The following is a 24,561-nucleotide window of genomic DNA, read 5'->3' as shown; positions in this document are numbered from 1 at the left end:
TTTCTTTATTACCCCCCAAAAAATATTTATATCTTTTTGTCTTCATATGCTCCTCCTTAACCAACATCGATCTCCGACTCCCGCGACAGAAGCACCACCGTTTCCACATGGGCGGTCCGTGGAAACAGATCCACCCCCTGTGCCTTCACCGCCCGATAGCCCAGCTCCCCAAACCGCCTCACATCCCTGGCCAGGGTGGCCGGATCACAGGACACATAGACAATCCGTTCCGGAGCCATGCCGGCCAGGATGGCAGGCACCTCCGGTTGGAGCCCCTTCCGGGGCGGGTCCACACAGATGACCTGGGGGCGAACTCCCTCCCCACTTAGCCTGGCGGCTACCGTCCCGGCGTCACCGCAGAAAAACTCTGTGTTTTCCACGCCGTTTCTCCTGGCGTTCTCTCTGGCGTCCTGGATGGCCTGGGGAACAATCTCCGCGCCGATCACTTTTGCGGCCCTCCGGGAGAGGGCCAGGGAGATGGTGCCGATGCCGCAGTACAGATCCAGCACGGTCTCCCTTCCGGTCAGGGCGGCAAAGTCCAGAGCCACAGCGTATAGCCGCTCTGTCTGTGCCTGGTTGATCTGGAAAAAGGATGGCACAGACAGGCGGAAGGTATAGGCGCACAGCTCCTCCTCCAGATAGTCCCTCCCCCAGAGGGTGTGGTACTCCGGACCCAGGATGACGTTGGTGTCCGCCGGGTTGACATTGAGCACCACACCCACTACACCTGGCTCGCACTCCCGCAGGGCTGACACCAGTCGGTCCGCACCGGGCAGCACAGGCTTCCAGGCCACGACACAGACCAGCGCCTCACCCCTACTGTTGGTCCGGACATAGAGGTGGCGCACGACGAACCGGCCCTCCATATGATACTCGGAAGGGAGATGAGCCGCCCATTCTTCAAAGGCGCGTTGGAGGCGCGAGACCCGCTCCGGCTGAAGCAGGCAGTCCTCCACCTCCAACACTTGGTGGCTCCTGGCCCGGTAATAACCCGCCCGGACCCTGTCTTCCGCTCGATCCACTGGGAATTGGACCTTGTTTCGATAGCGGTCGGGCTTCTCTGCCCCCAGCACCGGGGGCAGCTCCAGTCTTACGCCGCCTACCCGCTCCAGGGCGTCGGCGATGCGCTGTCCCTTGGCCCGAAGCTCCTCGTCGTAAGTCATGTGTCGGAACTGGCAGCCACCGCATCTGCCGAAAACAGGGCAACCGGGTCCCAGCCGCTCCGGCGACGGCCGCAACAGCTCCACTCCCCGGCCCCAGGCCACCGTCTTATTCACCTTCTCTAGCCGGACGTTCCATCGCTCGCCCGCGATGGTAAAGGGCACAAAGACCACCCGGCCCTCCAGCCGGGCCACCCCCATCCCCTCTGCGGTGTATCCGGTGATATCCAAGGCGTGGATACTATTCTTCTTCCAATCCGCCATGAGGCCACCCCACTTTCTTTTCAGCAATACTATATCATGTCCCGCCTCTGTGGTAAAGGACAAAAAGGGGCGCCCGGACCAGTCCGGACGCCCCCCTGGAGAGGGACAGACTCGCGTTACTTTTTCACACCCACACCGTGAGTGGTCCTGACCACCAGACCGGTCAGGGCGAAGAGGGCAATGGCGTTGGGGATAACCATCAGGTTGTTGAACATATCGGTCAGCTCCCACACAAAGTCGCTTCCGGTCACAGTACCCAGGAAAATAAACCCAAGCGCCAGGATCGAGTAGACTACGGCGCCCTTCTTGCCGAACAGATAGACTACGTTGATCTTGCCAAACAGATTCCAGCTCAGGATAGTAGAGAAGGCGAAGAAGAACAGACAGATGGCCACGAACATAGCCCCCGCCTCGGCGCCAAAGACGGAGCCGAAGGCGGTCTGGGCCAGGTTGGTCTTATTCAGTACCTGGCTGGCGGCGGCCGCGCCGCACTCGGCCAGCGGCCCGCCGGGGGTATACAGGGTGGAGATGACCACAAGAGCATTCAGAGTCAGCACCACAAAGGTATCCATGAATACACCGATCATAGCCACCACTCCCTGATCGTGGGGGTCGGTAACATTGGCCTGGGCGTGGGCGTGGGGGGTGGAGCCCATGCCGGCCTCGTTGGAGAACAGGCCCCGCTTCGCGCCCTGACTGATGGCCTCCTTCAAGGCGTAGCCGAAAGCGCCGCCGATGATGGCCTGGGGCTGGAAGGCGTACTGAAAGATCATGGCGAAGGTGGCGGGGATATACTGGATGCGGGCGGCAAGGACACCCAGTCCGCCTACCAGGAAAATCACAGCCATGATGGGGACCAGCTTTTCAGTGACAGAGGCCAGCCGCTGTACACCACCCACGAAGATGAAGCCACAGATGACTACCAGCACGATGCCCACGATCCAGGAGGGCACACCGAAGGCTGTTTCAAAGGTGGAGCCGATAGAGTTGGACTGAACCATGCAGCCCATGAAGCCCAGGGCCAGGATGATGGCCACAGCAAAGAATCCGGCTAGGAACTTGCCGAAGCCGCCCTTAAAGGCAGTCGTGATGTAGTAAACGGGCCCGCCCTTGTAGGAGCCATCGTCGCTCTTCTGCCTGGTCTGGATAGCCAGGGTGGCTTCCGCGTAGATGGTAGCCATACCAAAGAAGGCGATGACCCACATCCAGAAGATCGCGCCGGGGCCGCCGGCCAGGATGGCCCCCGATCCGCCCACGATGTTGCCGGTGCCCACCTGGGCCGCGATGGCGGTAGCTAAGGCCTGGAAGGAACTCATGCCGTGCTCCTGTTTTCCGCCGTGGAGGGACAGGTTCCCAAAAACCTTTCTCATCCCCTCCCCAAAGCAGCGCACCTGGACAAAGCGGGTCTTGATGGAGTACCAGAGACCGACTCCGATGAGCAGGAAGACCAGGATATAGTTGGACAAATAGGTATTAATGCTTACTACGACAGGATATAGTGCCGATTCCATGGACGCAACCAATTCTTGCATTTGATACTCTTTCCTCTCCTACAAAAATAAAAACGGAACGACCGAATAAACCGACCGCTCCGGAGAATACACGCCCAGCGCACCTGCGCACGTGTAAAACAGATGCCCACAGGGCATCTGTTTCCTCTGTCCTTTTGCCTGAGAGATTAACGGGACACGCCGCCCCGCCTTGCACCTTCGGCACTCGTTTTCGAGTTTCTCCAGAGTTACATCCGCATCCAGTCCTCATCCCCTCTGGGGACACCTGAGAGTGTTACTCCTTCGGCATGCCGTCTGGCCATTTTCCTGGATACTTCGTCTGTCCTATTCAGTTGCTCCGTTACCATACCACACCCGGCGGATTTTGTCAACCTCTGGTGGACATTTATTCTCTCACAGTGGAATTTCTGTGTGCCGGGCCTTGTTTTTTGTGCAGTCCGCCTTGAAAAGAGGCATTCTTCCAGGCTCTCGCCTCTGTTTTCCCTCTTTTAAATTTTTCATTGATAAATTCCCTCGGATATAGTAAAATACGTAATAGCGTTGTTCCGCTTCGGCGCGGAGCAAGGCCGCACTAGTCGGGGAGATAGCGGTGCCCTATACCCGCAATCCGCTACAGCGGGGATGAATCCCGGCCCCCGGACGTGTAATGTGTCGTCTGCCCTGGATAAGCAGTGATGATAGACCGGTCCCGCGCAACGGGGTCCCGTGAACCGTGTCAGGCGGGGAACCGAGCAGCACTAAGCGGTCCGCTCCGTGTGCCGTGGGGTCACTGTTCTTGAGCCGGCTGTCCAGGTAACGGGCATATTTCACGCTTCAAAGGCCGGTGTGCGGTCTTACTCCGCGTCGAAGCAAACTCCATATCATTCGTACTGCCGCAAGCGGCAGTCCTCACTCATTTCGTTGCTTCTCCTTTTCCAAAGGACACCCGCTCCGCTGGGCTGTCCTTTGGGGGCCGATTACGGCCCTCTTTTTCCTGCAAACTCCATATTATTCCTACTGCCGCAAGCGGCAGTCCTCATCCATTCTGTGGTTTTTGTTTTTAAATTGGCTCCGCCCCAAACGGCGGGGCTGTTTTTCTCCGTGAGGTGATTTGATGTACCAGGCCCTATACCGAAAGTGGCGGCCCCGCACCTTTGAGGATGTGGTAGGCCAATCCCACATCACCGAGACTCTGCGCCAACAGGTGGCAGGTGGCAGGCTGTCCCACGCCTATCTGTTCACTGGCACCCGAGGCACTGGCAAGACAACCTGCGCCAAGATTCTGGCTCGGGCGGTCAACTGTGAAAACCCTCAGAACGGTGACCCCTGCAACCAGTGCCCCGCCTGCCTGGGCATTGAGAATGGCTCCATTTTGGATGTATTGGAGCTGGATGCCGCCTCCAACAACGGCGTAGACCAAGTCCGAGCCCTGCGGGATGAGGCGGTCTACACCCCTGCCGCTGTCAAAAAACGGGTCTACATCGTGGACGAGGTCCATATGCTGTCCACCCCCGCTTTTAACGCCCTGCTGAAAATACTGGAGGAGCCGCCTCCCCACCTTCTGTTCATCCTAGCTACCACCGAGCTGCATAAGGTGCCCGCTACCATCAAAAGCCGGTGTCAGCAGTTCTCCTTCAAGCGGATCCTCCCCGGTCAAATTGCACAGCGTTTGGAATATGTGGCTGGGCAGGAGGGCATCGACCTGACCGCCGAGGGCGCCGCTCTGCTGGCCCGTCTGGCGGATGGTGGACTGCGGGATGCCCTATCCCTGCTGGACCAGTGCTCCGGCGGGGGGCAGAGGGTAGACGAGCAGACCATTCTGGACACGCTGGGTCTGGCGGGCAACCTGGAAACCGCTAAACTCATGGGCCATATTGCCGGGCGGGATGCCGCCGCCGCCCTGGACACCCTAGGCCGTCTGTACGGCAACGGTAAAGATGTGGGCTCCGTGCTCGGTGAGTTGTCCTCCCTGGCCCGAGACCTGCTACTGCGGAAGACGGCGCCCCAGGGAGGGACTTCCCTGCTGGCCGGAGGGTACGACGAGGCCACTATGCGCCAGCTAGGCGGGCAATTCTCCGCCGCCCGTTTGCTCCAGGCGCTGACTTTACTCCAATCCACCGCCGCGGAGCTGCCGCGGAGCAGCAACCGCCGGACCGACGCGGAGCTGTGCCTGATCCGCTTATGCGATGAGAGTCTAGATGGCTCCGCCGCCGGACTGTCTGCCCGGGTGGCACGGCTGGAGGAGCTGCTGGCTGGCGGGGTGCCTGTTCCGGCCGCTTCCCCTCCATCTACCCCTACCGCCCCCAGCGTTCCCGCCGGACCGGCGCCCTCTCCCGCGGAGGATCCGCCCCCCTGGGATGACCGCCCCCCGCTGCCAGAGGAGCCTCCGGAAGAACCGGAGCGCGTATTTGATGTTCCCGTGGAGGCTCCCGCCCCCACGCCGGTGCCCGCCGCGCCCGACTCTGGCGGAGGGAATCGGTCTTTTTGGCCCGCCTTTGCGGCTGGGTTGAAGGGAAAGGTGTCACCCTCCGTCCTGCCCTATCTCCACAATCCGTCCAAGGTGACCGGCGTGTGGAAAAATGGGCAGTTGACCCTGTGGACAGACAGTGAGTTCACCCGCTCCATGCTCAACAAGCCCGCCATTCTGGAGGGGCTGGCCCGCGCTGCGGGCGACGCTTTCGGCGGACAGCCCAGGGTGAGCATCGTCGCCGGCAGGCCCCCCGAGGAGGACCTGTCTCCCGCTCCCAGCCAGCCCTCCCCCCAGTCGAAGGGCTCCGGTGATGCTCTGGACCAGCTACTGGCCTTTGGGGAAAAGTTTGACAACATCATCATACAATAAGATTCAGGACAAAAAGGAGTGTTTGATATGGCAAAAGGTTTTGGCGGCCGCGGTATGCCCGGCATGGGCGGCGGCATGAACATGAATATGCTCAAGCAGGCCCAGAAGATGCAGCAGGACATGATGCGTTTGCAGCAGGAGCTGCAGGAGAAGGAGTACCAGGCCGCGGCCGGCGGCGGGGTGGTGTCCGCCACCGTCAATGGCAAGCATGAGCTGAAGGCTCTGGTCATCGACCCGGAGGCCGTGGACCCCGACGACGTGGAGATGCTCCAGGACATGATCGTGGCCGCCGTCAACGAGGCCATGCGGGCCGCTGACAGCGATGCCGCCTCCACTATGCAGTCCATCACCGGTGGACTGGGTCTTCCTTTCTGATTTTTAACCCTTCAAGCCGCCCAAACCGGGCGGCTTTTTATTTATTTTTACAGTTTTATTTGACAATTATTTGATTTTATAGTATGTTTTTACCATGCTATAAATATCAATCTCATACAAGTCCATGTTTTATCGAAGGGGGGCTCATTATAAAACGCAGGTATAAGCAAGAGATCCCAGCCACCCTGATTTTAATTACTTGGGGAATCGAGTCCTCTCTCTGGATCCTCTACTCTTCTTTCCCACAAGTTATCTCAAGACTGTTTTTCCCCATCTGTTTCCCCATATATAGTTTTGCCCGTATGTCCTTTTATGACCAGATCCGCTATGAAGAGGAGGGGGAGGCGCGGTTTTGCGTTCAGGCCGCCATGTGGTTCGGCGTATTCGCCTGCCTGACCGTTCTGTCCTCTCTCATCACTGGTGGGCTGTATCTCTGGAAGGGCTGGTATCCCTGGCTCCTCCTTCCCCTTGCCCGGCTCCCCCTGGTGTATCTGACTTACCGCATCTGGATTCGGCCAAAGGAACAGAGTTGACTATTTTAAATGCAGGACCGGGCTTTCGGTCCTGCTTTTTTTCTTGCCATAGAGCTGAAATCAGTATAAAATGAAAGAAAAAGAGAACAGTGACCGCTCCCTACTCTGTCCGGCGTGGCGGCGCCGGGGCGGGAGCTTTCACTGTCTGGAAAGAAGTGAGGAAATGCCCCTGTTTCATCAGCACCAGCTCCATGAACCGCCTGACCAGCGGACCAAGATGCTGGAAACCCCCGTCCCTTCTCTGATCGTCACACTGGCCATCCCCACCATCATCAGCATGATGGTCACCTCCATCTACAACATGGCCGATACCTATTTCGTGTCCCAGTTGAGCACCAGCGCCTCCGGCGCGGTAGGTATCGTCTTTTCCATCATGTCCATCATCCAGGCCGTTGGCTTCACGGTGGGCATGGGCTCCGGCTCCATTGCCGCCCGTCTGATGGGCCAGGGGAATCACCGTGACGCGGATGCCTACGCCTCCAGCGCCGTCCTCATGGCCCTGGTCCTCGGGCTGCTGCTGGCCGCCCTCGGCCTGGGTAACCTGGGCAGCCTGATTTGGGCCCTGGGCAGTACGGAGACCATCTACCCCTACGCCATGGACTACGCCCGCTATATTCTGATGGGCTGCCCAGTGATGGTCCTGTCCTTTACCCTGAACAACCTGCTCCGCTGGCAGGGGAAGGCCAGCCTGGCCGTCTTTGGCCTGGGCACTGGTGGTGTGCTCAACATGGTCCTGGACCCCGTCTTCATCTTTATCTTTGACCTGGGCATCGCCGGGGCGGCCATCGCTACCCTGCTGAGTCAGTGTGTCAGTCTGTGCATTCTCGCCTCCTTCTTCCTGTTGAAGAAAAGTGATTTAAGAGTCAGCCCCTCTTGTATCTCCCGCTCCCCCAAGCTCTATCTGTCCATTCTGAAGCAGGGAATGCCCTCCTTCTTCCGCCAGGGCATCCTGTCCCTGTCCACTATGGCACTGAACTTCAACGCCAAGATATACGGCGACGCGGCGGTGGCCGCTCTGGCCATCGTTACCAAGGTGTTCACCTTCATCCAGTCCATCGTCATCGGCTTCGGCCAGGGCTTCCAGCCAGTGTTAGGCTATAATTACGGGGCCGGACGGCTGGACCGGGTCAAGGAGGCGGTGAAGTTCTCCGTCAAGACCTGCACCATCATCTTGACAGTATGCGCAGTGGTAGGCTTTGCCTTCGCCCCCCAAATCGTCACCCTGTTCCGGGACGACCTTATGGTCATCGACATCGGCACCCGGGCCTTCCGCTACCAGTGCTTTACCCTCCCACTGGGGGCGGTGCTCACCTTCGCCAATATGTTCTTCCAGTCCCTGGGCAAGTCTGTCCGGGCCACCATCCTGGCCGTCTGCCGCCAGGGCGTGTTCATCCCTCTGGTCTACCTCCTGTCCTGGCAGTTGGGTCTCACCGGTCTGGAGCTCACCCAGGCCGTCTCCGACTTGGCAGCCTTCCTCATTTCCGGCACCATCATGGTACACTATTTTCTGAGAGAATTTGGGAAGGAACGGGTATGACATACAAATATAACGGCCTGACGAATACCGTCAGGCCGTTATATTTTCTCTCCTATGGACAGCGTGAGGTCCTTTCGGGGGAGTTTGTCCCAGCGGAATAGAGGGAGCAGTTCCTCCGGCGCAACCTCCTCCTCCCGGTCCAGCAGCCCGGCGGCATGGGCCAGCGTTCCCACGATCTGTGGGGCAGTAAACCGACTCTGGAGCTGCCCCAGCTCCTGGTCCCGGTCCCTCTTTGCCAGCCGCCTGCCATCCGGGGCCAGCAGCAGGGGGACATGGCCGTACTGGGGATGGGGCAGGTTCAGCCGCTCCTGGAGCCAGATCTGCCGGGGGGTGGAGGAGAGCAGGTCGCTCCCCCGCACCACCTGGGTCACCCCCATCTCGGCGTCATCCACCACCACCGCCAGCTGATAGGCGTACACCCCGTCGGACCGGCGGAGAATAAAGTCCCCGCAGTCCATTTTTAAATCCTCTTCGTATTTTCCGCATAACATATCACAAAAAGAAATGGATTTTTCCCCCACTGCCGCCCGCCAGGCAGGGCGGCGTGTCTTTTCCAGCTTCTCCCGCTCCGGAGCCGTCAAGCTCCTGCACCGTCCGTCATACACAGTTATTCCGTCCGAGCGGTGGGGGGCAGAGGAAGCCAGACGCTCTGCACGTGTACAGTAGCAGGGATAGACCAGCCCCTGCCTCTCCAGCTCCCGGAAGGCGGCGGCGTAGGCCTCTGTCCGCCGGGACTGATAGACCGGCTCCCCGTCCCAGTCCAGCCCCAGCCACTCCAGATCCCGCATCACCTGGTCGCAATACTCCTGCCGGCACCGGTCCGGATCCAAATCCTCCAGCCGCAGGACGATGGAACCTCCCGCGCTCCGGGCGGCCAGCCAGGCCAGCAGGCAGGACCACAGGTTGCCCAGGTGCATCCGTCCGCTGGGGCTGGGGGCAAAGCGGCCGATCATGTTACTCCTCCGTTCCATATTCAGCAACTACCCGCTTACATCCGGCACAGTGCCACGCCGGCGCCCTAGGCGTGCTCCAGAAGTGCTTGGTCAGTTTGACCTCTCCCTCCCTCAGAGCCATGACCACCCCTTCCGCAATTTCAGGGGAAAAGATAATACTCCGGCTACTCTGCAGAAAGCCTTGCTTCATCTCCTGATTACACCATGGGCACAGCATCATTTTTTCTCCTCTCCATACTCCTCCAGCGCCTGTCTTAAAAACTCCGCGTCCTTGTCGTCCAGGGCGTGGAGGCCGGCAGTTTCCTCCAGATGGTGGGTGAACTCGTGGGCCACGGTGGCAAAGATCTCGTCCTTCCAGCCCTCCTCGTCCTCCTCCGGCAGCAGGGCGGCAAAGGAGCCGTAATACAGGACGATATACCGCCCCAGCATATCGTGGACATACTCTCCCATAATGTACATCTCGCCGGGGGGAAAGTCCGGATCAGGCAGGGCTTCCTCCTCCAGCTGGATGCCCCCGTCCAGGTCCAGAAAGAAGGCGTCGGGGAACCCGCTGGCGATCTCCTCCAGCCAGTCGCCCATCTGTTCATAGGTGGGTACCATGATCCTCTCCTCCTTACTGGGGACTCAGGTCCGCTTTTCGGCGGAGCAGGGAGAGGGGCGGCACCTGACAGGGCAGCTTCATGCGGAAGGTCATCTGCGGGTGGCGGACCTCCTCCAGTGGAAGGCCATCCCCATCCCAGAGGCCCTCCACCCACAAAGCCTGGGGCCGGACATTAGGCCCCACCAGCTCCAGACTGTCGCCCACTCGGAATTTATTGTTCAGGGTCAAAAGGGCATTTCCCTCCCCGTCACAGGACTGCACCTTGGCCACGATCTGCCAGTCCCGGACATATCGGGAATTCTCGGTATACTGCCCCGGCTGTCCGTAGAAAAAGCCGGTGGAGTAGTGGCGGTGGCTGATGTGCTCCACCTCGTCCCGCCACACTGGGTCCAGCGGCTCTCCCGCCGCCGCCGCGTCGATGGCGTGGCGGTAGGCTCCGGTGACGATGGCCGCGTAGTAGGCGGACTTTGCCCTCCCCTCCAGCTTTAGAGAGTCCACCCCCGCCTCCATCAAGTCGGCCACATGGTCGATCATGCACATATCCTTGGAGTTCATGATATAGGTCTGTCCATTCTCCTCATAGACAGGGAAGTACTCTCCCGGCCGCTTCTCCTCCATCAGAGCGTACTGATACCGGCAGGGCTGGGCGCACTCCCCCCGATTGGAGTCCCGCCCGGTCATGTAGTTAGACAGCAGGCACCGGCCGGAATAGCTGACGCACATGGCCCCGTGGGCAAAGACTTCGATCTCCAGCTCCTTTGGAGTCTTGGCCCTGATCTCCTGAATCTCCTCCAGGGACAGCTCCCTGGCTAGAATCACCCGACTAGCCCCCAGGTCGTGCCAGGCCTGGGCGGACTGGTAATTGACGATGCTGGCCTGAGTGGAGATATGACACTGGACCTTGGGGGCGTGTCTCCTGGCCAGGGCCAGGGTGCCCACATCTGCCAGAATGATGGCGTCCACGCCCACCTCATTGAGATATTCCAGCCACTCCGGCAGCCGGGCTACTTCTTGGTTGCGCGGCATGGTGTTGCAGGTCACATGGACTCTGACCCTATGGGAGCGGCATAGGTCCACGGCCTGTTTCAGCTCTGTCCGGGAGAAATTTCCGGCAAAAGACCGCATTCCGAAGTCGGTTCCGGCCAGATAGACAGCGTCCGCCCCATAGGCCACCGCCATCTCCAGTCTCTCCATGTCCCCCGCCGGGGCCAGCAGCTCGATCTTGTTTCTCATGTTTATCTATCTCCTTCAGAAAGGGGCAAGGGCGCCGGCCCTTGCCCCTTTGGGAATCACTTGTATCGCTCCTGGGAATTGAGGAAGCTCTGGAGCTGGTCATAGGTATTGAAGAAATGGTGGAGATTGTCGTCGCCCAGAGCGTAATAGAAGTAGCTGGTATCCGCCGGCTCCAGGGCAGCCATGATGGCCTCCATGCCAGGATTGGCGATGGGCGCCGGGGGCAGGCCCTTATACATATAAGTGTTATAGGGGGAATCGATGGCCTTGTCCGCCTCCGTCGGCACCTTTCCGCCGTTGATATAGGCCAGGGTAGCGTCGATCTGGAGCAGGCCCACAGTTTCACCCTCAGGATGCTCCAGGCGGTTATAAATGACGGAGGCAATCTCCTCCCGGTCAGATCCATCCGTTTCCCGCTCGATCATGGAGGCGATAGTCAGGATTTCCCGCAGGGAATAGCCTGTTTCCTCCACTTGGGCCCGTATATCATCGGTGACCATGGAGTCAAAGTAGACCAACAGCTTATTGATGGCATACACCGGATCGTGGGGGGTATAGAACTCATAGGTGGACGGCATGAGGTAGCCTTCCAGCCGGTGGTAATCCCCCAGCGGGATATCCTGGAGGAAGGAGAAGGCGTAGTCGTGGTTGGCGGCGGCTTCCTGAAGCTCCTCCACCGTGGCCACCCCCTTCTCTTCCAGCAGGGCGAAGATTTGGTCCAGGGTATAGCCCTCTGGGATGACCACATCCACCACCGACCGGGTGGCGGAGTTGGCACTCATGCCAGCCAGCAGAGCCCGGTAATCCATATCCGTGTTCAGGGTATAGGTACCCATCGTCACATCGTCCTTGCCCCCTGTGAAGGCGGCAAAGAGCTTGAAGAGCCACTTATACTCGATCAGCCCCTCATCCTCCAGCCGGTTCACGATGCTGTTGAAGCTGTCCTCCGAGGAGATGGTAATGGTCACTTCCTTCTCATCCTTATTCAGGGCCAGCACATCGTTTGCGGCGATCCAAAGCAGGCAGGCCAGCAGGATGGACACTCCGATGACTCCTACCACATAGAGCACGGCGAAGCCGGCGGTCCGGCCGGTCGAGCCGCGGCGGGGACGGCGGGCGGCGGTGCGCTCCTCCCGCCCGCTTCTTCGTTCACTTCTTCGTTCCTGGGGCATTCAGGTCAGCTCCTAATAAAATTTTTCCGGGTCCTTGTCACCAGGGACAAGGGACCTCCATAGAATAGTACAGAACGCACGGGACACACCGTCCCGGCGGGATTTTAGAGAGGTGTGAAAACATATGTGTTGTGGAAACAACGGCTGGGGCGGCAACGGCTGCCTGTGGATCATTCTGCTCATCATCATCCTGTTCGCCTGCGGCGGCTGGGGCGGCAACGGCTGCGGCTGCAACAACAGTTGCGGCTGTGGCTGCGACAACGGCTGCGGCAACGACAACTGCGGCTGCTGCTGAGTGGACCGGCAAAAGGGCGGGGGATCAACCCCCGCTTTTTGCCGAAGAAAGGTGGGACAGGCACTCCTCCTCGGTGACCACCAGGTCCACCGGGATATCATAAGGTCCCCTAGGCAAACGGTCCTGCAGGAGAGCGGCCCGGCACAGCCCCACCTTCCACCCGGAGCAGCCGGCCAGCCACCGGTCATAGTAGCCGCCGCCGAAGCCCAGGCGGTAGCCCTCCCGGTCATAGCACAGGCCGGGGACCAGGATCAGGTCGATGGCCGCCCGCTCCAGCAGAGGGGCCTGTTCGTCCGGCTCCAGAAGGCCAAAGGCCGCCGGCACCAGCGGGCGGTCCGAGGCATACCCACGGACCTCCATCCCCCTGCCGGGGAGCATCCGGGGCAGGCCCACCACCTTCCCCCGCTCCGCCAGCTGGCGGACCAGCTCTCCAGTGTCCGGTTCCCGCTCTGGGATGCCCCAAAAGGCGAAGATCGTCTTTGCGCCCTCCACTTGGGGCAGAGATAGGAAGTGGGCAAAGAGGGCCCGGTCGCTCTCCCGCCGCTCTGACGAGGGCAAAGCCGCCAGCCAGCGGCGGACTGTTCGGCGCAGCGCCGCCTTCTCTTCAGTAACAGATGGAAGCACGGACTTCCTCCGCTCTCTCCCGGCCGGCCAGGTATTCCACCAGCGCCAGTCCGAAATCAAAGGCGGAGCCGGCCGCCTGCCCGGTAATCAGCTTGGCTGGGCCGTCCACCACCACGTGGGACGGGCTGTCAGCTGCCACGGCTCCGTTCATCTGTCCCTCCATGCCGGGATAGCAGATGGCCCGTCTGCCCTCCAGCAGCCCCCACCTGCCCAACAGCGTAGGGGCCGCACAGATGGCGGCCAGAGGGATCCCCCGCTTCGCCGCCTCCCGGACCAGCTTCTCCACAGTAGGTTCCTGGCCCAGCTTCTGTACTCCCACACCGCCGCCGGGCAAAACCAGCATGTCGGCCCGGTCCAGCTCCACCTGGTCCAAAGTCAGATCCGCTTTTATTGTGATCTGCCGGCCTCCGGCCACCATCGCTCCGTCTGTGGACACCAGGGCCGTTTCCACGCCTCCTCGGCGGAGCAAGTCGGCGGGGACCAGAGCCTCCGCCTCTTCAAAGCCGGGAGCGAGCAGGATATAGACCATATTAGAATACCTCCTTTTACAGTAAGGGGGTCACCAGGGACCAAATCTCCTGGTGTATCTCCTGGATGGAGCGGAGCTGCCCCTCCCTGTCTAAACAGGAAATCCGCTTCCAGCCCAGCTCCCCAATGGCCTGGTGGGCGCAGGCGCGGCAGGTGGCTAGATACTCCGTGTCCAGCTCATGGATGTCCGCCTTGGTATGGGTGGCCGACTCCCGGCTGCGCAGCAGCTCCACCGATTTTTCGGTAGGCATATCCAAATAGAGCACCAGGTCAGGCCGGGGCAGTCCCAGCTTGTCGTGTTCAAAATCGTCCAGCCAGCGGAGGAAGGCGGTCCGCTCCCCCTCTGGGCACTTGGCCCCCTGGTGGACCGCGTTGGAGGTGGTATACCGGTCGGTAAGAACCAGACCTCCCCCGTCGTAGTATTCCCCCCACACCTTTTTTAAGGAGGCGTATCGGTCCACCGCGTAAAACGCGGAGGCGGCGTAGGGATTTACGTCCCCTGGATGGCTGCCGAACTCACCCCCTAGGTACATCCGGATCAGAGCGGAGGACGGCTTCTGGTACTGGGGAAATACCAGCTTTTTGTACCCTTGGCCCATGGCGTCCAGCCGCTGGCACAGCTGGCCGAACTGAGTGGACTTGCCAGAGCCGTCGGTCCCTTCAATGACGATCAGCCGGCCCCTCATGACTGGTCCCTCCTGCCCCGCAGGCGGGCGCCGGCGGACTTAACCAGCACAAGGGGCAGCTTGGCCATCCGTCCCGCCCGCTTTGGCTCCTTCTTCAGGCGGTAGGCCCACTCCAAACCCAGCTTCCGCCAAGATTCGGGCGCCCGCTCCACGTTGCCGGCAAAGACATCCAGGGCACCCCCCAGGCCAATGGCCAGACGAGCACCTGTGTGCCTGCCCCACCGGGCCATCCACTTCTCCTGCTTGGGCGCGCCCAGGCAGACAAACAGCAGATCGGGCCGAGCGGCGGCCACCTCCAGTAGCACGGCCTCCTCGTCCTTAAAATAGCCGTCATGAGTGCCGCACAGGACGATATTAGGGTGTTGCTCCAGGATGCGGCGGCCGGCCTCTTGGGCCACGCCGGGCTTCGCCCCCAGCAGGTAGAGCCGACCCCCCATCTGGTCCAGCTTGGCCAGCATATCAGCGGCAAATTCGATACCGGGAACCCGCTCCTTCAGGGGTGTGCCCAGTATCTTGGCCGAATAGACCACACCAATGCCGTCTGGGATGACCAGGTCGGCACTGTTGAGCACCTGACGGAAGTCGGCGTCTTTTTCCGCCGCCAGGATAAATTCCGGATTGGGTGTCACCACATAGTGGAACTGGTCCTGCTCCAGCATGGCGGCGCCCAGCTGGGCAGCCTCCTGCCGGGACACGTCGTCAAACCGGACACCCAGAATATCTTTCTTCAAAGCCATCCCTCCCAGGGAACAGTAAAGCATTGCCCAATGGGCATATGCCAGGATTATAGTATTTTACCACGCTCTGGCAAAAAAGTCTATGAATTTTCCATGAAGGTTTGTCCAAGGCGGACATTGGAACACCTGCGCTTTCTTACCGTTGACTTTCCTCCGCTCTTTCCTCATAATAATAGATACCGTAAGGCATCACATACACGGGAGGTACCCTCATGGAATTTTATGGGACCTTAGGCGGGCTCTGCCGTGACCGGGCTCTGTTGGTCCGCCTGTTCCGAGCCGGGATGACCGGGGCCAGGCTCAACCTGTCCCACACCAGCCTGTCCCAATGCTCCGCTCTGCTAGAGGAGCATTTCTTTCCCGCGGCACGACAGGCCGGGGTGGACCGCCCCCATCTCATCATCGACCTGCAGGGGCCGGAGCTGCGGCTAGGCACACTCCCCATCCCCATCCCCATCAAGACCGGAGACGATATCCTGCTTGGCCAGGACGGCCTCCCTGTCCCCCAGGTAGTGGTGTCCAGCGCCAAGCCGGGGGATCAGATCTCCATTGACGACAGCGCCATTCTCCTAGAGGTGAAAAAGGCCAGCTCCTCTGTGCTGCTGTGCCGGGTGCTGCGGGGCGGCACTCTACACAGCAGGAAAAGCCTGGCTATTCTAGGAGTATACCCGGATACACCGGTCCTCACCCAGGAGGATCTGATGAATCTGGACCTGGCTGGACAGTTTGGAGTGACCCACATTCTTCAGCCCTTTGTCCGGGGACAGGAGGATATCCGGGCACTGCGCCAGGCCTTGGACCAGCGTGGGCTGGGCCGCATCCAAATCATGGCCAAAATAGAGAACCGCCAGGGTCTGGACCATCTGGAGGAGATCATCTCCGCCGCCGACCAGCTCTGCATCGCACGGGGCGACCTTGGAAACTCCATGCCCCTCTGGGAGCTGCCTGGGGTTCAGAAGGATATCGCCCGGCGGTGCGTGGCCGCGGGTCGTGACTTCTGCCTGGTCACCCAGCTATTGTGGTCCATGGAGCATCGTCCGGTGCCCACCCGGGCCGAGGTATGCGATATTTACAACGGCGTGCTGGACGGGGCCTCCTCTCTGATGCTCACCGGGGAAACCGCCGCTGGCCAGTACCCTGTCCGGGCGATGGAATATCTTGTCAAAACCGCCCACGAGGCGGAGAAAGGACTCTAAGCATGGAACGTCTGCTTTTTTTGGATGCCTGTGTACGGGGGCCTGAGCTGTCCCGTACCTGGCGGTTGTGCCAGCGTTTTTTGGAGGAATATACTACGCTACATCCCCAGGCGCAGGTCTGCCACAGAGATTTGAGAGAGTCTCTGCCCATCCTGACAGGGGAGCTGGCCCGCCAGCGTGACGGCTGGATCGCCCGCGGGGAAGATGATCCACGGCTGACCCCCGCCCGCGAGATCGCCTCGGCCGATCTGGTGGTCGTGGGCGCCCCTTACTGGGACCTCTCCTTTCCCGCCGTTTTGAAGGTCTATTTGGAGTGGTCCAGTGCGCTGGGCATCACTTTCCGCTATGACGAGGACGGGCGGCAGGTCGGACTGAGCCAGGCCCGCGCCCTGGTCTATCTCACCTCCGCCGGCGGCCCCGTAGAGGGGCAGAATTACGGCTTTGACTACCTAAAAGCCCTGGGCGCTATGTTTGGGATTCCCCACGCCTACTGTGTGGCCGCGGAGGGCCTGGATATCCAGGGAACCAACGTCCAGGCTGTCCTTCGCCGTGCCGGAGATAGGGCCGCTTCCCTGGCCCGCCAGCTGGCCCAGGAGCCGATGTGCCTTCATGGATAGTCCCCACCCCTCCTTTAGATTTGGAGCGCCATATGGCGCTCCAAAATTTTTTCTCATTTTCCCTTCTCTCTTCCTTTCTCCGCCGGATAGGGTACTGTAACCACGGGGCCCACCCACGAAGGCCGGTCCCTATCCCCCACCTTACCCGGCGGTTCAGCCGCCTGACTGTTCAGAAAGGATGACACGTATATGAAGCACAAGAGGTTTTTTCCCCGCCTGACCAGCCTGCTCTGCACTCTGGCCATGTCCCTGTCCCTTGTCCCTGCCGTCTCGGCCGCCAGCCAGCCGGAGCCCCTGATCTCCACCAACCGATATGGCTACTACAACGGTAACTGGGCCGTCCCCCGCTCCTCCTATCTATACCAGGATGGCCAGGACCTGGTTCGGGTGGAGTACCGGAAAGGCAGCCAGCTGGTGAATGGCCAGACTGGCCAGTTCCTGGAGTGGCTCACACCCACCACCCTAGTGGTAGAGACCTATGACAGCCACTTCCAGTTGAAGGAGACTAGAGAACTGGAAGTAGAGCTCCCAATCTGGGGCGGCTTCTTTGCCGGGGAGGACTACAACTTCGTGGTTTTCGGCCAGGAGAATCCCTCAGAGAGCGACAGCGCCGAGGTAGTCCGGGTGGTCAAATACTCCAAGAGCTGGGAGCGGCTGCACCAGGCCAGCCTAAGAGGGGCCAACACCACCATCCCCTTTGACGCCGGCGGCTTTACCTGCGCCGAGGACGGCGGCCTGCTGTACATCCGCACCAGCCACGAGATGTACGCCAGCTCCGACGGTCTGAACCACCAGGCCAGCCTGTCCTTCACAGTCCGCCAGGAGGACATGACCATCTCCGACGTGGCCTCCGCTGTGTCCAATCCCGCCACGGGCTATGTATCCCACTCCTTCAACCAGCTGATGCTGGTGGACCAGGAGGGCAGGCTGGTCGCGCTGGACCACGGCGACGCCTATCCCCGTGGGGCGTCCCTGTACCGCTGTGACGGCCAAAGCGGGCGGCGGGGGACCCAGCTCCTAGTAGCCAGCTGGCCTGGTTCCATCGGCGCCAACGTGACCGGCGCCCAGGTCACCGGTCTGGCCGAGACCTCCACCGGCTACCTCACCGCGTACAGCTACACTGGGAAGGGCGCTTCCTCCAACCTGACCGCCGACGTGAAAAACATCTATCTGGCTTACACCAGCAAAGATGATTTCTCTCAAAGCGGCACCAGGACCCGCCAGATCACCTCTTACGCCAACGGCGGGAACATCTATGGTTCCCAGCCCGTCCTTGTCCCCACCAGCCTGGAGGATGGCTATATCATCTGGTCTATGGCGGAGAAGGCGGACAACGGCTACTACTACAACACCGATTCCATCGGCTATGCCCGCTACTCCGCCGAGGGCTCGGTGTCTGACCTCAGGACCGCCGAGGGTGTCATGGCCTCCGACTGCACCCCCATCGTCTACAACGGACAAGTGGTGTGGTACGCCACCGATGACTCCGTCCCCGTGTTCTATGTTCTGGACGAGGACGGCGTCACCGCTTACCCCACAGCGGGAGAGGAGTCTGAGCCGCCCGCGGAGCCTGAACAGCCGGAGCGGCCCAGCCGGCCCTCCGCCCTGTCCGATCCCCGCCAGGCAGCCACCATTCGGCAGGCTGTGGAGCAGGCCGATCTTCTCTCCCGTCGGATCGTACTGAGCAACCCCAGCCGTCTGGCTATCCGGGAGGACGGCTCCCTGTGGGACGCAGGCCCCGGCTATCTCACCGAAGAGGAGAAGGCCCAGTACCCTGTCAAGCTCATGGACGGTGTGCGCCAGATCTGTTGCTCAGACAACGACCTGCTCCTGGCCGTAAAGGAGGACGACACTCTCTGGGCCTGGGGCTACTATGTGGGCTCCCTAGGGCTGCTGGACAGCTTTGACGCCTGGTCTGAAACTCCCATCAAGGTAGCGGACAATGTCCGATCTGTGGCCACCGGCAAATTCGGCGCCATGGTGGTACGTACCGACGGCTCTCTGTGGTACTACGGCCTGGTGAGCGCGGGAGAGGACGGTTCGGGCACTGACTATGGCGCCGCCGCCCCCGATTCCTACGGACCCCACCATGTGATGGACAATGTGGTCATGGTGGATGCCGGCCTGTCCCGCTACGTGGCCCTGAAAGAGGATGGCTCCGTCTGGGTCTGGGGCGCCGACGGCTATGGCGGCGACGGCAAGATGATTCTCTACAACGGCGACGCTCCTCTGCCCCTGACCAAACTGCTGGACGGCATGATCTCCGTCGGTATGGAGGGGGAGAGCGGCTGGGCCATCGATCAGGAGGGCGGCCTGTGGACCTGGGGTGTCAATGACAATGGCGAGGTGGGCAACGGCATGGCCTATGACACCGTCACCCCTTGGAGCGAGGGAGTTGGGCAGTCCACGCCCGTCAAGATCATTGACCGGGATGTAATCTCCGCCGAGCGGGGCGCCGCCGTATTAAAAAGCGGTGATCTATACACCTGGGGCATTACCGAAGAGGGGGGCGACACGGTTTCCAGCTACGGCTTCCACGTCCAGAGCTTCCCCATCAAAACCGGGGAGGACACTGTTATCGCCAATACCGCTCTCTGCTCTGATGGCTCCCTCCACGCCCCAGATGGCGAGGTTCTCATTGACGGTATCTTTACCCCCAGCGGCCAGTCTGTCCAAGGGACGGTGGACCAGGAGCGGAAGCCCAGCGGCACCTCAACGCCCGGTCAAACAGAGCGGCCCGACCAAGGTGCCGCCCCCCACTTCTCCGACATCAAGGCGGGCCAGTGGTTCCAGCCCTACGTGGAGAAGGTAGTCCAAAATGGACTGATGACCGGCATGGGAGACGAAAGGTTCGAGCCCGGCGGCGACCTGTCTATCGCCCAGACTCTGGTGCTGGCCTATCAGATCCACAGCCGTGAGAGCGGCGACCCGCTTCCCCAGACCTCCGGCGGCTGGTATATGCCCTATTACCAGTACTGTCTGGACAACGGCATCCTCACCGCCCGTGACTTTCCTCAGTCCTGTCTGAACGACAAGGCCACACGGTATGATATGGTCGCCATTCTGGATCAGGCCATCCCCGATGACCAGATGGAGGCAATCAACACCGTCCGGGACGGCGATATCCCCGACTTGGGAGAGGGAGATGAGCTGGGCGATGTGGTCTATCGGTGGTACCGGGCCGGTGTGCTCACTGGGGATGAGGAGGGCCGCTTCCACGGCGGCAGCGACATCACCCGGGCCGAGGTGTCGGTCATTCTCTGCCAGCTCACTGGGCTGGTGGACCGGGCCAGGCTGTGAGCTCCTATCCCCACCGGCCCCCAGAGTCCGAAAAAACCTGGGTCCCATTTCGGGACCCAGGTTTTTTCCTTGCCCTTCTTGGGAAAGACTGTTATACTGTAAAATGTAATTTTATGTCCGGCCTTCTGCCGGAGTGAGAGGGAGCTCCCGCTATGAAAAAACTGATGGTCATTGACGGCAATTCCATCGTCAACCGGGCCTTCTACGGAGTCAGCCAGAACCTGACCACACGGGAAGGTCAGCCTACCAACGCCATCTTTGGCTTTTTGAACATTCTGAACAAGCTGCTGGACGACAGCCAGCCCGACGCTCTCTGCGTCACCTTTGACCGGGCCGCCCCCACCTTCCGCCACCTGGCCTACGAGGGATACAAAGCCACCCGCAAGGGGATGCCCGACGAGCTGGCCAGCCAGCTTCCCCTGCTCAAGCAGGTGCTGGGGGCCATGAACATCCCCATGTACGAGCTGGACGGCTGGGAGGCTGACGACCTGATCGGCACCATCTCCGTGAAGGACCGGGCGGCGGGCTGGGAGACCATCATCGTCACAGGAGACAAGGACTCCCTCCAACTAGTGACAGACACCACCACAGTGAAGCTGGTGTCCACCCGCATGGGCCGCACCGACACCCGTGACATGACCCCGGCCTCCTTCCGGGAGGAGTATGGCTTTGACCCCATCCACATTATCGACTTGAAAGCCCTGATGGGGGATGCCAGCGACAACATCCCCGGTGTCAAGGGGGTGGGTGAAAAGACCGCCATAGCCCTGGTGCAGCTGTACGGCTCTATTGACTGCCTGTATGACCATATGCCCGATATCTGTATGGCTCCGTCCACCCCCGCCAAGCCCGGCGTGGTAAAAAAGCTGGCCGAGGGCAAAGAGATGGCCCGCATGTCCTATGACCTGGCCACCATCCACACCGACGCCCCCATCGATTTCGACCCGGAGCGCAACCTGCGCCAGCCGCCGGACAACAACGCTCTGTACCAGCTGTTCCTGGATCTGGAATTCGCCAAGCTCATCGACAAGTACCACCTCGCCGCTCCCCAGGGGGAGGGAGAGGCCCAGAGCCAGCCGGGCGCGGAAGACTCCTGTACCACCGAGGTCGTCACCACACAGGTCCGGCTGAAGGAGCTGCTGGCCCTCTGGTCTACCAAGGACAGCGTGGATGTCCTGGCCCTGCCGGGGTTGGACGTAATATGTGTGGAGTGCCGGCTCAACAAGAAGGAGAACCACGCCGCCCTGTTCCTCGCAGACAAATTCCAGGGACACAACGAGTTTCTGCGGACTTTTTTCGCAGACCCGGACATTAAAAAGGTTACGCACGGGCTGAAGGGCCTGTGGCGCTCCCTGCTGGCTGAAGGGATCTCCCCCGCCGGCTTTGTCTTTGATACCGAGGTGGCCGCCTATCTCCTGGCCCCTACCGACGGCAGCTATGACCTGGAAAAGCTGGGGCTGACCTATTTCAGCTTTCAGCCCGCCAAGGCTGGCGACTATTTGGCCGAGGGAGCTTTCGGCCCCCTGGCTGATCCGGTGGGCCCCGCCGCCGCCCTCACCTCCCACTGCGCCCTCATCGGCGCCCTCCACGGGGTGTTGGAAAAGCGCCTGCGGGAGCTGGAGATGTGGGACCTGTATAAGACCATCGAGCTGCCCCTGTGCTCGGTGCTGGCTGAGATGGAGGCAGAGGGCTTTCTTATTGACCGGGGCGCCCTGGTGTCCTTTGGGGAGATGCTCACCCAGCGCATCGACCAGGCCCAGTCCCGCATCTACGAGCTGGCTGGGGAGGCCACCTTCAACATCAACTCCACCCAGCAGCTGGGCCATGTTTTATTTGAAACGCTGGGGCTCCCACCTGTGAAAAAGACCAAAACCGGCTGGTCCACCAATGCCGAGGTGCTGGACAAGCTGCGGGGCCAGCACCCCATCATTGACGAGATTCTGGAGTACCGCCAGCTCACCAAGCTGAAGTCCACCTATGTGGACGGTCTGTCCAAGGTCATCGGTCCTGACGGGCGGCTCCGCACCTCTTTCCAGAATACGGTGACCGCCACTGGGCGGCTGTCCTCCACTGAACCCAACCTTCAGAACATTCCCGTCCGCACCCAGTTGGGGGCCGAGCTGCGCAAGATGTTCGCGGCCCCGGCCGGCCGTGTGCTGGTGGATGCGGATTATTCCCAAATCGAGCTGAGGCTCCTGGCCCATATGGCCGGCGATCCGGCTATGATCGACGGCTTTAAGAGCGGAGCGGACATCCACACCATCACCGCCTCCCAGGTCTTTGGTGTCCGGCCCGAGGAGGTCACCCCCTCCATGCGCCGCTCGGCCAAGGCGGTGAATTTCGGCATCGTGTACGGCATCTCTCCCTTCTCGCTGTCCCAGGACATCGGCGTATCTGTCCAGGAGGCCAAGGAGTATATGGACAAGTATTTCGCCCATTACTCCGGTGTCCGGGCCTATATGGACGGCGTAGTGGAGCAGGCCAAACAGACCGGCTTCGTGGCCACCCTCTTTGGTCGACGCCGCTGGGTGCCGGAGCTGAAATCTTCCAACTTCAACACCCGGTCCTTTGGGGAGCGGGTAGCCCTTAACGCCCCCATCCAGGGCACCGCCGCCGACATCATCAAGCTGGCCATGATCCGGGTACGGGACCGGCTTCGCGCCGAGGGGCTGAAGGGACGCCTGGTCCTCCAGGTCCACGACGAGCTGATCGTGGAGTGCCCGGCGGAGGAGGCGGATAGAATCTGCAGCCTGGTGGAGGAGGAGATGGAGGGCGTGGCCGCTCTGTCCGTCCCTCTGCTGGCCGAGACCCACGCTGGAAAGAGCTGGGCGGACGCCCATTAGCCCGCCGCGCTGGCCCGGACCGCATCCTCTTGTCCTTTCGGAATACTTCACCTTGAACCTGCTTGGTTAGGAACGTCCAATGGGCATTCCTCCCCCCGCATCTCCGCCACCTATCCCTCGAAAGTGACCGACTGTCCTGGTTTTGTTGTCAGATCGGCAGGAATCTGATACACTGACAACAGAATAGCAGGGAGGTATCCTCCATGGATCGTACCGTCTATACCACTGCTCGACTTGTCAAGTGGGCGCTGCTGGGGGTGTCAGGATGAGTGAGACCGACCGCCGCCCAGTTCTGGCGACCTTGTTGACCGTTCTGGGCTGTCTAGCTATGCTTTGGGTGGAGTGGGTGCTGTCCCCCGTCTACCCGGTAAAGTCGTCGGCTAAGGCGCTGGTCTTTCTGGGCTGCGCCGCCGCCTATGTGCTGGCCTCCGGCGACCGGACGATCCTCCGGTCCTTCGGCCGGCCCGAACAGGGGGCGATGAGGCTGCCCCTGCTGCTGGGGGGCGGAGTATTCCTCCTGCTGCTGGGCGGGTACACGCTGCTCTCTCCCTGGCTGGATTTGTCCGCCATCTCCGGCAATTTACAGGCCAAGGAGGGCTTCACCGCCGCTACTTTTCCACTGGCGGCCCTCTATATCACCTTTGGTAACTCCCTGCTGGAGGAGCTCTTTTTCCGGGGCTTTGCCTTTCTTGCCCTGTACCGATCCGGTTACAAAAAGCTGGCCTGGACCTTTTCCGCCATAGCTTTTGCCCTGTACCATGTGTCCATCATGGACGGCTGGTTCCACCCGGCCCTGCTGGTCCTGCTTACCTCTGGGCTGGCCTGCGCCGGGCTTCTGTTCAACGCTCTGGACGCAAAAAGCCAGACCATATGGCCCGGCTGGCTGGTCCACATGGGGGCCAACCTGGCCATCAACACCATCGCCCTTCACCTGTGGGGGATCATTTGACGAAAGGAGAGTGTCCTGCGCCCTCTGTCTGCTGGCCTTGGTATCCCATCTGGCTGATGAAACAACAAGTGGGTCTATGCGGTTCCCACCGCGTCTGAACTGTAAATCCGCTTTGCAAGGAGGCTCCCTTATGACATTCTGGACTGTCTTAACTGTTTTTCTCCTCTTCCCCCTGCTGATGCTTACCCTTGTATTTTTCTTCCGCCCCGCCTGGCTCCCCCTGGTCATCCCCATGAGTACGCTCTCTGCCCTGGCGCTATGCTGGGGTAAGTTCTGCTACTTTGAATGGCGGCCTCCCCTTATGGTCCTTCTCTCCATGCAGATGCTGGCTGTCACTCTGCTGGTTTTGGTTCTGGCGGCGGTGCGGAAAACACCCCGTTACGGAGCCTTCTTCCTGGAGAGCCTCACCGCCCTGCTGTTCACTGCCATGTGCGTCTGCGTCCTCTACGGGTACATAGAGCTGGAATGGCTCGCCAAATTCTATCCCTCCTGTCCCCCGCCTCAGGCGGCCCTTCTCCTCCTGTTCCCCTTCGGAACTGGGATTCTCCTATCCCTCTGGGGCGTTCGGAAACTGCGCGGGCCGAACAAATAACCGGCAGACCCAACCTTTACCCTATCACATAAGGAGT

At 60.7% G+C, this 24,561-nt stretch carries 22 protein-coding genes, 1 other RNA gene and 1 riboswitch; of the genes, 12 read left to right on the top strand and 11 right to left on the bottom strand.

The window, feature by feature from the left end; all coding sequences use genetic code 11:
* Positions 1-56 precede the first annotated feature (56 nt).
* Both rlmD and MCG44_RS04320 read right to left on the bottom strand, forming a co-directional pair.
* Positions 57-1,424, bottom strand: a complete 1,368-nt coding sequence (gene rlmD / locus MCG44_RS04325) for a 23S rRNA (uracil(1939)-C(5))-methyltransferase RlmD (RefSeq protein WP_240286981.1) — start codon at positions 1,422-1,424, stop codon at positions 57-59.
* A 116-nt stretch (positions 1,425-1,540) separates the two neighbouring features.
* Positions 1,541-2,956 (bottom strand): alanine/glycine:cation symporter family protein, encoded by a 1,416-nt coding sequence (locus MCG44_RS04320; RefSeq protein ID WP_186852790.1) that lies wholly within the window; start codon positions 2,954-2,956, stop codon positions 1,541-1,543.
* Positions 2,957-3,072: 116 nt separating this feature from the next.
* Positions 3,073-3,170: riboswitch (glycine riboswitch) on the bottom strand.
* A 331-nt stretch (positions 3,171-3,501) separates the two neighbouring features.
* On the opposite strand from MCG44_RS04320, the gene ffs reads away from it, so the two are divergent.
* The 5 genes from ffs (at position 3,502) to MCG44_RS04295 (ending at position 8,198) form a co-directional block, all read left to right on the top strand.
* Positions 3,502-3,766: signal recognition particle sRNA large type (gene ffs / locus MCG44_RS04315), an RNA gene on the top strand.
* A gap of 262 nt (positions 3,767-4,028) precedes the next feature.
* Positions 4,029-5,753, top strand: a complete 1,725-nt coding sequence (gene dnaX / locus MCG44_RS04310; protein WP_240286978.1) for a DNA polymerase III subunit gamma/tau — start codon at positions 4,029-4,031, stop codon at positions 5,751-5,753.
* 27 nt (positions 5,754-5,780) lie between these two features.
* On the top strand, positions 5,781-6,128 hold the full coding sequence (locus tag MCG44_RS04305; RefSeq protein ID WP_147570827.1) for a YbaB/EbfC family nucleoid-associated protein: 348 nt from the start codon (positions 5,781-5,783) through the stop codon (positions 6,126-6,128).
* Between the two features lie 302 nt (positions 6,129-6,430).
* Entirely contained in the window at positions 6,431-6,661 is a 231-nt protein-coding gene (locus MCG44_RS04300) for a hypothetical protein (protein ID WP_147570828.1), read from the top strand.
* A 70-nt stretch (positions 6,662-6,731) separates the two neighbouring features.
* On the top strand, positions 6,732-8,198 hold the full coding sequence (locus MCG44_RS04295; RefSeq protein WP_240286976.1) for an MATE family efflux transporter: 1,467 nt from the start codon (positions 6,732-6,734) through the stop codon (positions 8,196-8,198).
* A gap of 38 nt (positions 8,199-8,236) precedes the next feature.
* Here the strand turns inward: MCG44_RS04295 and gluQRS are convergent, their stop codons facing one another.
* The 5 genes from gluQRS to mltG are packed head-to-tail and all read right to left on the bottom strand — an operon-like array spanning position 8,237 to position 12,157.
* Complete coding sequence (gluQRS, locus tag MCG44_RS04290) at positions 8,237-9,151, bottom strand: tRNA glutamyl-Q(34) synthetase GluQRS (RefSeq protein WP_240286974.1); 915 nt, start codon at positions 9,149-9,151, stop codon at positions 8,237-8,239.
* Between the two features lies 1 nt (position 9,152).
* Complete coding sequence (locus MCG44_RS04285; RefSeq protein WP_240286973.1) at positions 9,153-9,341, bottom strand: PF20097 family protein; 189 nt, start codon at positions 9,339-9,341, stop codon at positions 9,153-9,155.
* 26 nt (positions 9,342-9,367) lie between these two features.
* Complete coding sequence (locus MCG44_RS04280) at positions 9,368-9,751, bottom strand: metallopeptidase family protein (protein WP_240286971.1); 384 nt, start codon at positions 9,749-9,751, stop codon at positions 9,368-9,370.
* 13 nt (positions 9,752-9,764) lie between these two features.
* A complete protein-coding gene (locus MCG44_RS04275) occupies positions 9,765-10,985 on the bottom strand; it encodes a peptidase U32 family protein (protein ID WP_147570832.1) in 1,221 nt (406 codons plus the stop codon).
* A 56-nt stretch (positions 10,986-11,041) separates the two neighbouring features.
* Complete coding sequence (gene mltG, locus MCG44_RS04270) at positions 11,042-12,157, bottom strand: endolytic transglycosylase MltG (protein ID WP_240286968.1); 1,116 nt, start codon at positions 12,155-12,157, stop codon at positions 11,042-11,044.
* 124 nt (positions 12,158-12,281) lie between these two features.
* Here mltG and MCG44_RS04265 point away from each other — a divergent pair, with 124 nt between their 5' ends.
* Positions 12,282-12,452 (top strand): hypothetical protein, encoded by a 171-nt coding sequence (locus MCG44_RS04265; protein WP_186852796.1) that lies wholly within the window; start codon positions 12,282-12,284, stop codon positions 12,450-12,452.
* Positions 12,453-12,476: 24 nt separating this feature from the next.
* Here MCG44_RS04265 and MCG44_RS04260 read toward each other — a convergent pair whose 3' ends face one another.
* The 4 genes from MCG44_RS04260 to MCG44_RS04245 are packed head-to-tail and all read right to left on the bottom strand — an operon-like array spanning position 12,477 to position 15,027.
* Entirely contained in the window at positions 12,477-13,076 is a 600-nt protein-coding gene (locus MCG44_RS04260) for a 5-formyltetrahydrofolate cyclo-ligase (protein WP_147570834.1), read from the bottom strand.
* A complete protein-coding gene (locus MCG44_RS04255; RefSeq protein ID WP_240286966.1) occupies positions 13,057-13,605 on the bottom strand; it encodes a DJ-1 family glyoxalase III in 549 nt (182 codons plus the stop codon). The genes MCG44_RS04260 and MCG44_RS04255 overlap by 20 nt, the downstream gene beginning before the upstream one ends.
* Before the next feature lie 16 nt (positions 13,606-13,621).
* Positions 13,622-14,290, bottom strand: coding sequence for a dTMP kinase (locus MCG44_RS04250; RefSeq protein ID WP_240286964.1), 669 nt, complete (start codon positions 14,288-14,290; stop codon positions 13,622-13,624).
* Positions 14,287-15,027: a WecB/TagA/CpsF family glycosyltransferase gene (locus MCG44_RS04245; protein ID WP_318653891.1), complete on the bottom strand. Its 741-nt coding sequence runs from the start codon at positions 15,025-15,027 to the stop codon at positions 14,287-14,289. Before MCG44_RS04245 ends, MCG44_RS04250 begins: the two co-directional genes overlap by 4 nt.
* A 212-nt stretch (positions 15,028-15,239) precedes the next feature.
* Here MCG44_RS04245 and MCG44_RS04240 point away from each other — a divergent pair, with 212 nt between their 5' ends.
* The 6 genes from MCG44_RS04240 to MCG44_RS04215 all read left to right on the top strand — a co-directional run bounded on the left by MCG44_RS04240 (position 15,240) and on the right by MCG44_RS04215 (position 24,524).
* A complete protein-coding gene (locus MCG44_RS04240) occupies positions 15,240-16,223 on the top strand; it encodes a pyruvate kinase (protein WP_147570838.1) in 984 nt (327 codons plus the stop codon).
* Between the two features lie 2 nt (positions 16,224-16,225).
* On the top strand, positions 16,226-16,840 hold the full coding sequence (locus tag MCG44_RS04235) for an NAD(P)H-dependent oxidoreductase (RefSeq protein ID WP_240286962.1): 615 nt from the start codon (positions 16,226-16,228) through the stop codon (positions 16,838-16,840).
* Between the two features lie 189 nt (positions 16,841-17,029).
* Complete coding sequence (locus MCG44_RS04230; protein WP_240286960.1) at positions 17,030-20,140, top strand: S-layer homology domain-containing protein; 3,111 nt, start codon at positions 17,030-17,032, stop codon at positions 20,138-20,140.
* A 152-nt stretch (positions 20,141-20,292) separates the two neighbouring features.
* Positions 20,293-22,983: a DNA polymerase I gene (gene polA / locus MCG44_RS04225; RefSeq protein WP_240286959.1), complete on the top strand. Its 2,691-nt coding sequence runs from the start codon at positions 20,293-20,295 to the stop codon at positions 22,981-22,983.
* 265 nt (positions 22,984-23,248) lie between these two features.
* The gene (locus MCG44_RS04220) at positions 23,249-23,932 is read left to right on the top strand and encodes a CPBP family intramembrane glutamic endopeptidase (protein ID WP_240286957.1); all 684 of its coding nucleotides are present in this window, start codon (positions 23,249-23,251) and stop codon (positions 23,930-23,932) included.
* A gap of 130 nt (positions 23,933-24,062) precedes the next feature.
* Positions 24,063-24,524, top strand: a complete 462-nt coding sequence (locus tag MCG44_RS04215) for a hypothetical protein (protein ID WP_147570843.1) — start codon at positions 24,063-24,065, stop codon at positions 24,522-24,524.
* Positions 24,525-24,561 lie beyond the last annotated feature (37 nt).

The sequence above is a fragment of the Lawsonibacter sp. OA9 genome (assembly GCF_022440585.1).
Note: the sequence above shows the minus strand (reverse complement) of the source record. Positions and strands in the feature narration are given on the sequence as shown.

Excerpts from the sequence above, each read along its gene's own strand:
- MCG44_RS04235 (WP_240286962.1), top strand. The coding sequence starts at position 16,226 with ATGGAACGTCTGCTTTTTTTGGATGCCTGTGTACGGGGGCCTGAGCTG.
- gluQRS (WP_240286974.1), bottom strand. The coding sequence starts at position 9,151 with ATGATCGGCCGCTTTGCCCCCAGCCCCAGCGGACGGATGCACCTGGGC.
- MCG44_RS04295 (WP_240286976.1), top strand. The coding sequence starts at position 6,732 with ATGAAAGAAAAAGAGAACAGTGACCGCTCCCTACTCTGTCCGGCGTGG.
- MCG44_RS04265 (WP_186852796.1), top strand. The coding sequence starts at position 12,282 with ATGTGTTGTGGAAACAACGGCTGGGGCGGCAACGGCTGCCTGTGGATC.
- MCG44_RS04230 (WP_240286960.1), top strand. The coding sequence starts at position 17,030 with ATGAAGCACAAGAGGTTTTTTCCCCGCCTGACCAGCCTGCTCTGCACT.
- mltG (WP_240286968.1), bottom strand. The coding sequence starts at position 12,157 with ATGCCCCAGGAACGAAGAAGTGAACGAAGAAGCGGGCGGGAGGAGCGC.
- MCG44_RS04250 (WP_240286964.1), bottom strand. The coding sequence starts at position 14,290 with ATGAGGGGCCGGCTGATCGTCATTGAAGGGACCGACGGCTCTGGCAAG.
- rlmD (WP_240286981.1), bottom strand. The coding sequence starts at position 1,424 with ATGGCGGATTGGAAGAAGAATAGTATCCACGCCTTGGATATCACCGGA.
- polA (WP_240286959.1), top strand. The coding sequence starts at position 20,293 with ATGAAAAAACTGATGGTCATTGACGGCAATTCCATCGTCAACCGGGCC.
- MCG44_RS04305 (WP_147570827.1), top strand. The coding sequence starts at position 5,781 with ATGGCAAAAGGTTTTGGCGGCCGCGGTATGCCCGGCATGGGCGGCGGC.
- MCG44_RS04300 (WP_147570828.1), top strand. The coding sequence starts at position 6,431 with ATGTCCTTTTATGACCAGATCCGCTATGAAGAGGAGGGGGAGGCGCGG.
- MCG44_RS04255 (WP_240286966.1), bottom strand. The coding sequence starts at position 13,605 with ATGGTCTATATCCTGCTCGCTCCCGGCTTTGAAGAGGCGGAGGCTCTG.
- MCG44_RS04240 (WP_147570838.1), top strand. The coding sequence starts at position 15,240 with ATGGAATTTTATGGGACCTTAGGCGGGCTCTGCCGTGACCGGGCTCTG.
- MCG44_RS04220 (WP_240286957.1), top strand. The coding sequence starts at position 23,249 with ATGAGTGAGACCGACCGCCGCCCAGTTCTGGCGACCTTGTTGACCGTT.
- MCG44_RS04285 (WP_240286973.1), bottom strand. The coding sequence starts at position 9,341 with ATGAAGCAAGGCTTTCTGCAGAGTAGCCGGAGTATTATCTTTTCCCCT.
- MCG44_RS04280 (WP_240286971.1), bottom strand. The coding sequence starts at position 9,751 with ATGGTACCCACCTATGAACAGATGGGCGACTGGCTGGAGGAGATCGCC.
- MCG44_RS04245 (WP_318653891.1), bottom strand. The coding sequence starts at position 15,027 with ATGGCTTTGAAGAAAGATATTCTGGGTGTCCGGTTTGACGACGTGTCC.
- MCG44_RS04320 (WP_186852790.1), bottom strand. The coding sequence starts at position 2,956 with ATGCAAGAATTGGTTGCGTCCATGGAATCGGCACTATATCCTGTCGTA.
- MCG44_RS04275 (WP_147570832.1), bottom strand. The coding sequence starts at position 10,985 with ATGAGAAACAAGATCGAGCTGCTGGCCCCGGCGGGGGACATGGAGAGA.
- dnaX (WP_240286978.1), top strand. The coding sequence starts at position 4,029 with ATGTACCAGGCCCTATACCGAAAGTGGCGGCCCCGCACCTTTGAGGAT.
- MCG44_RS04215 (WP_147570843.1), top strand. The coding sequence starts at position 24,063 with ATGACATTCTGGACTGTCTTAACTGTTTTTCTCCTCTTCCCCCTGCTG.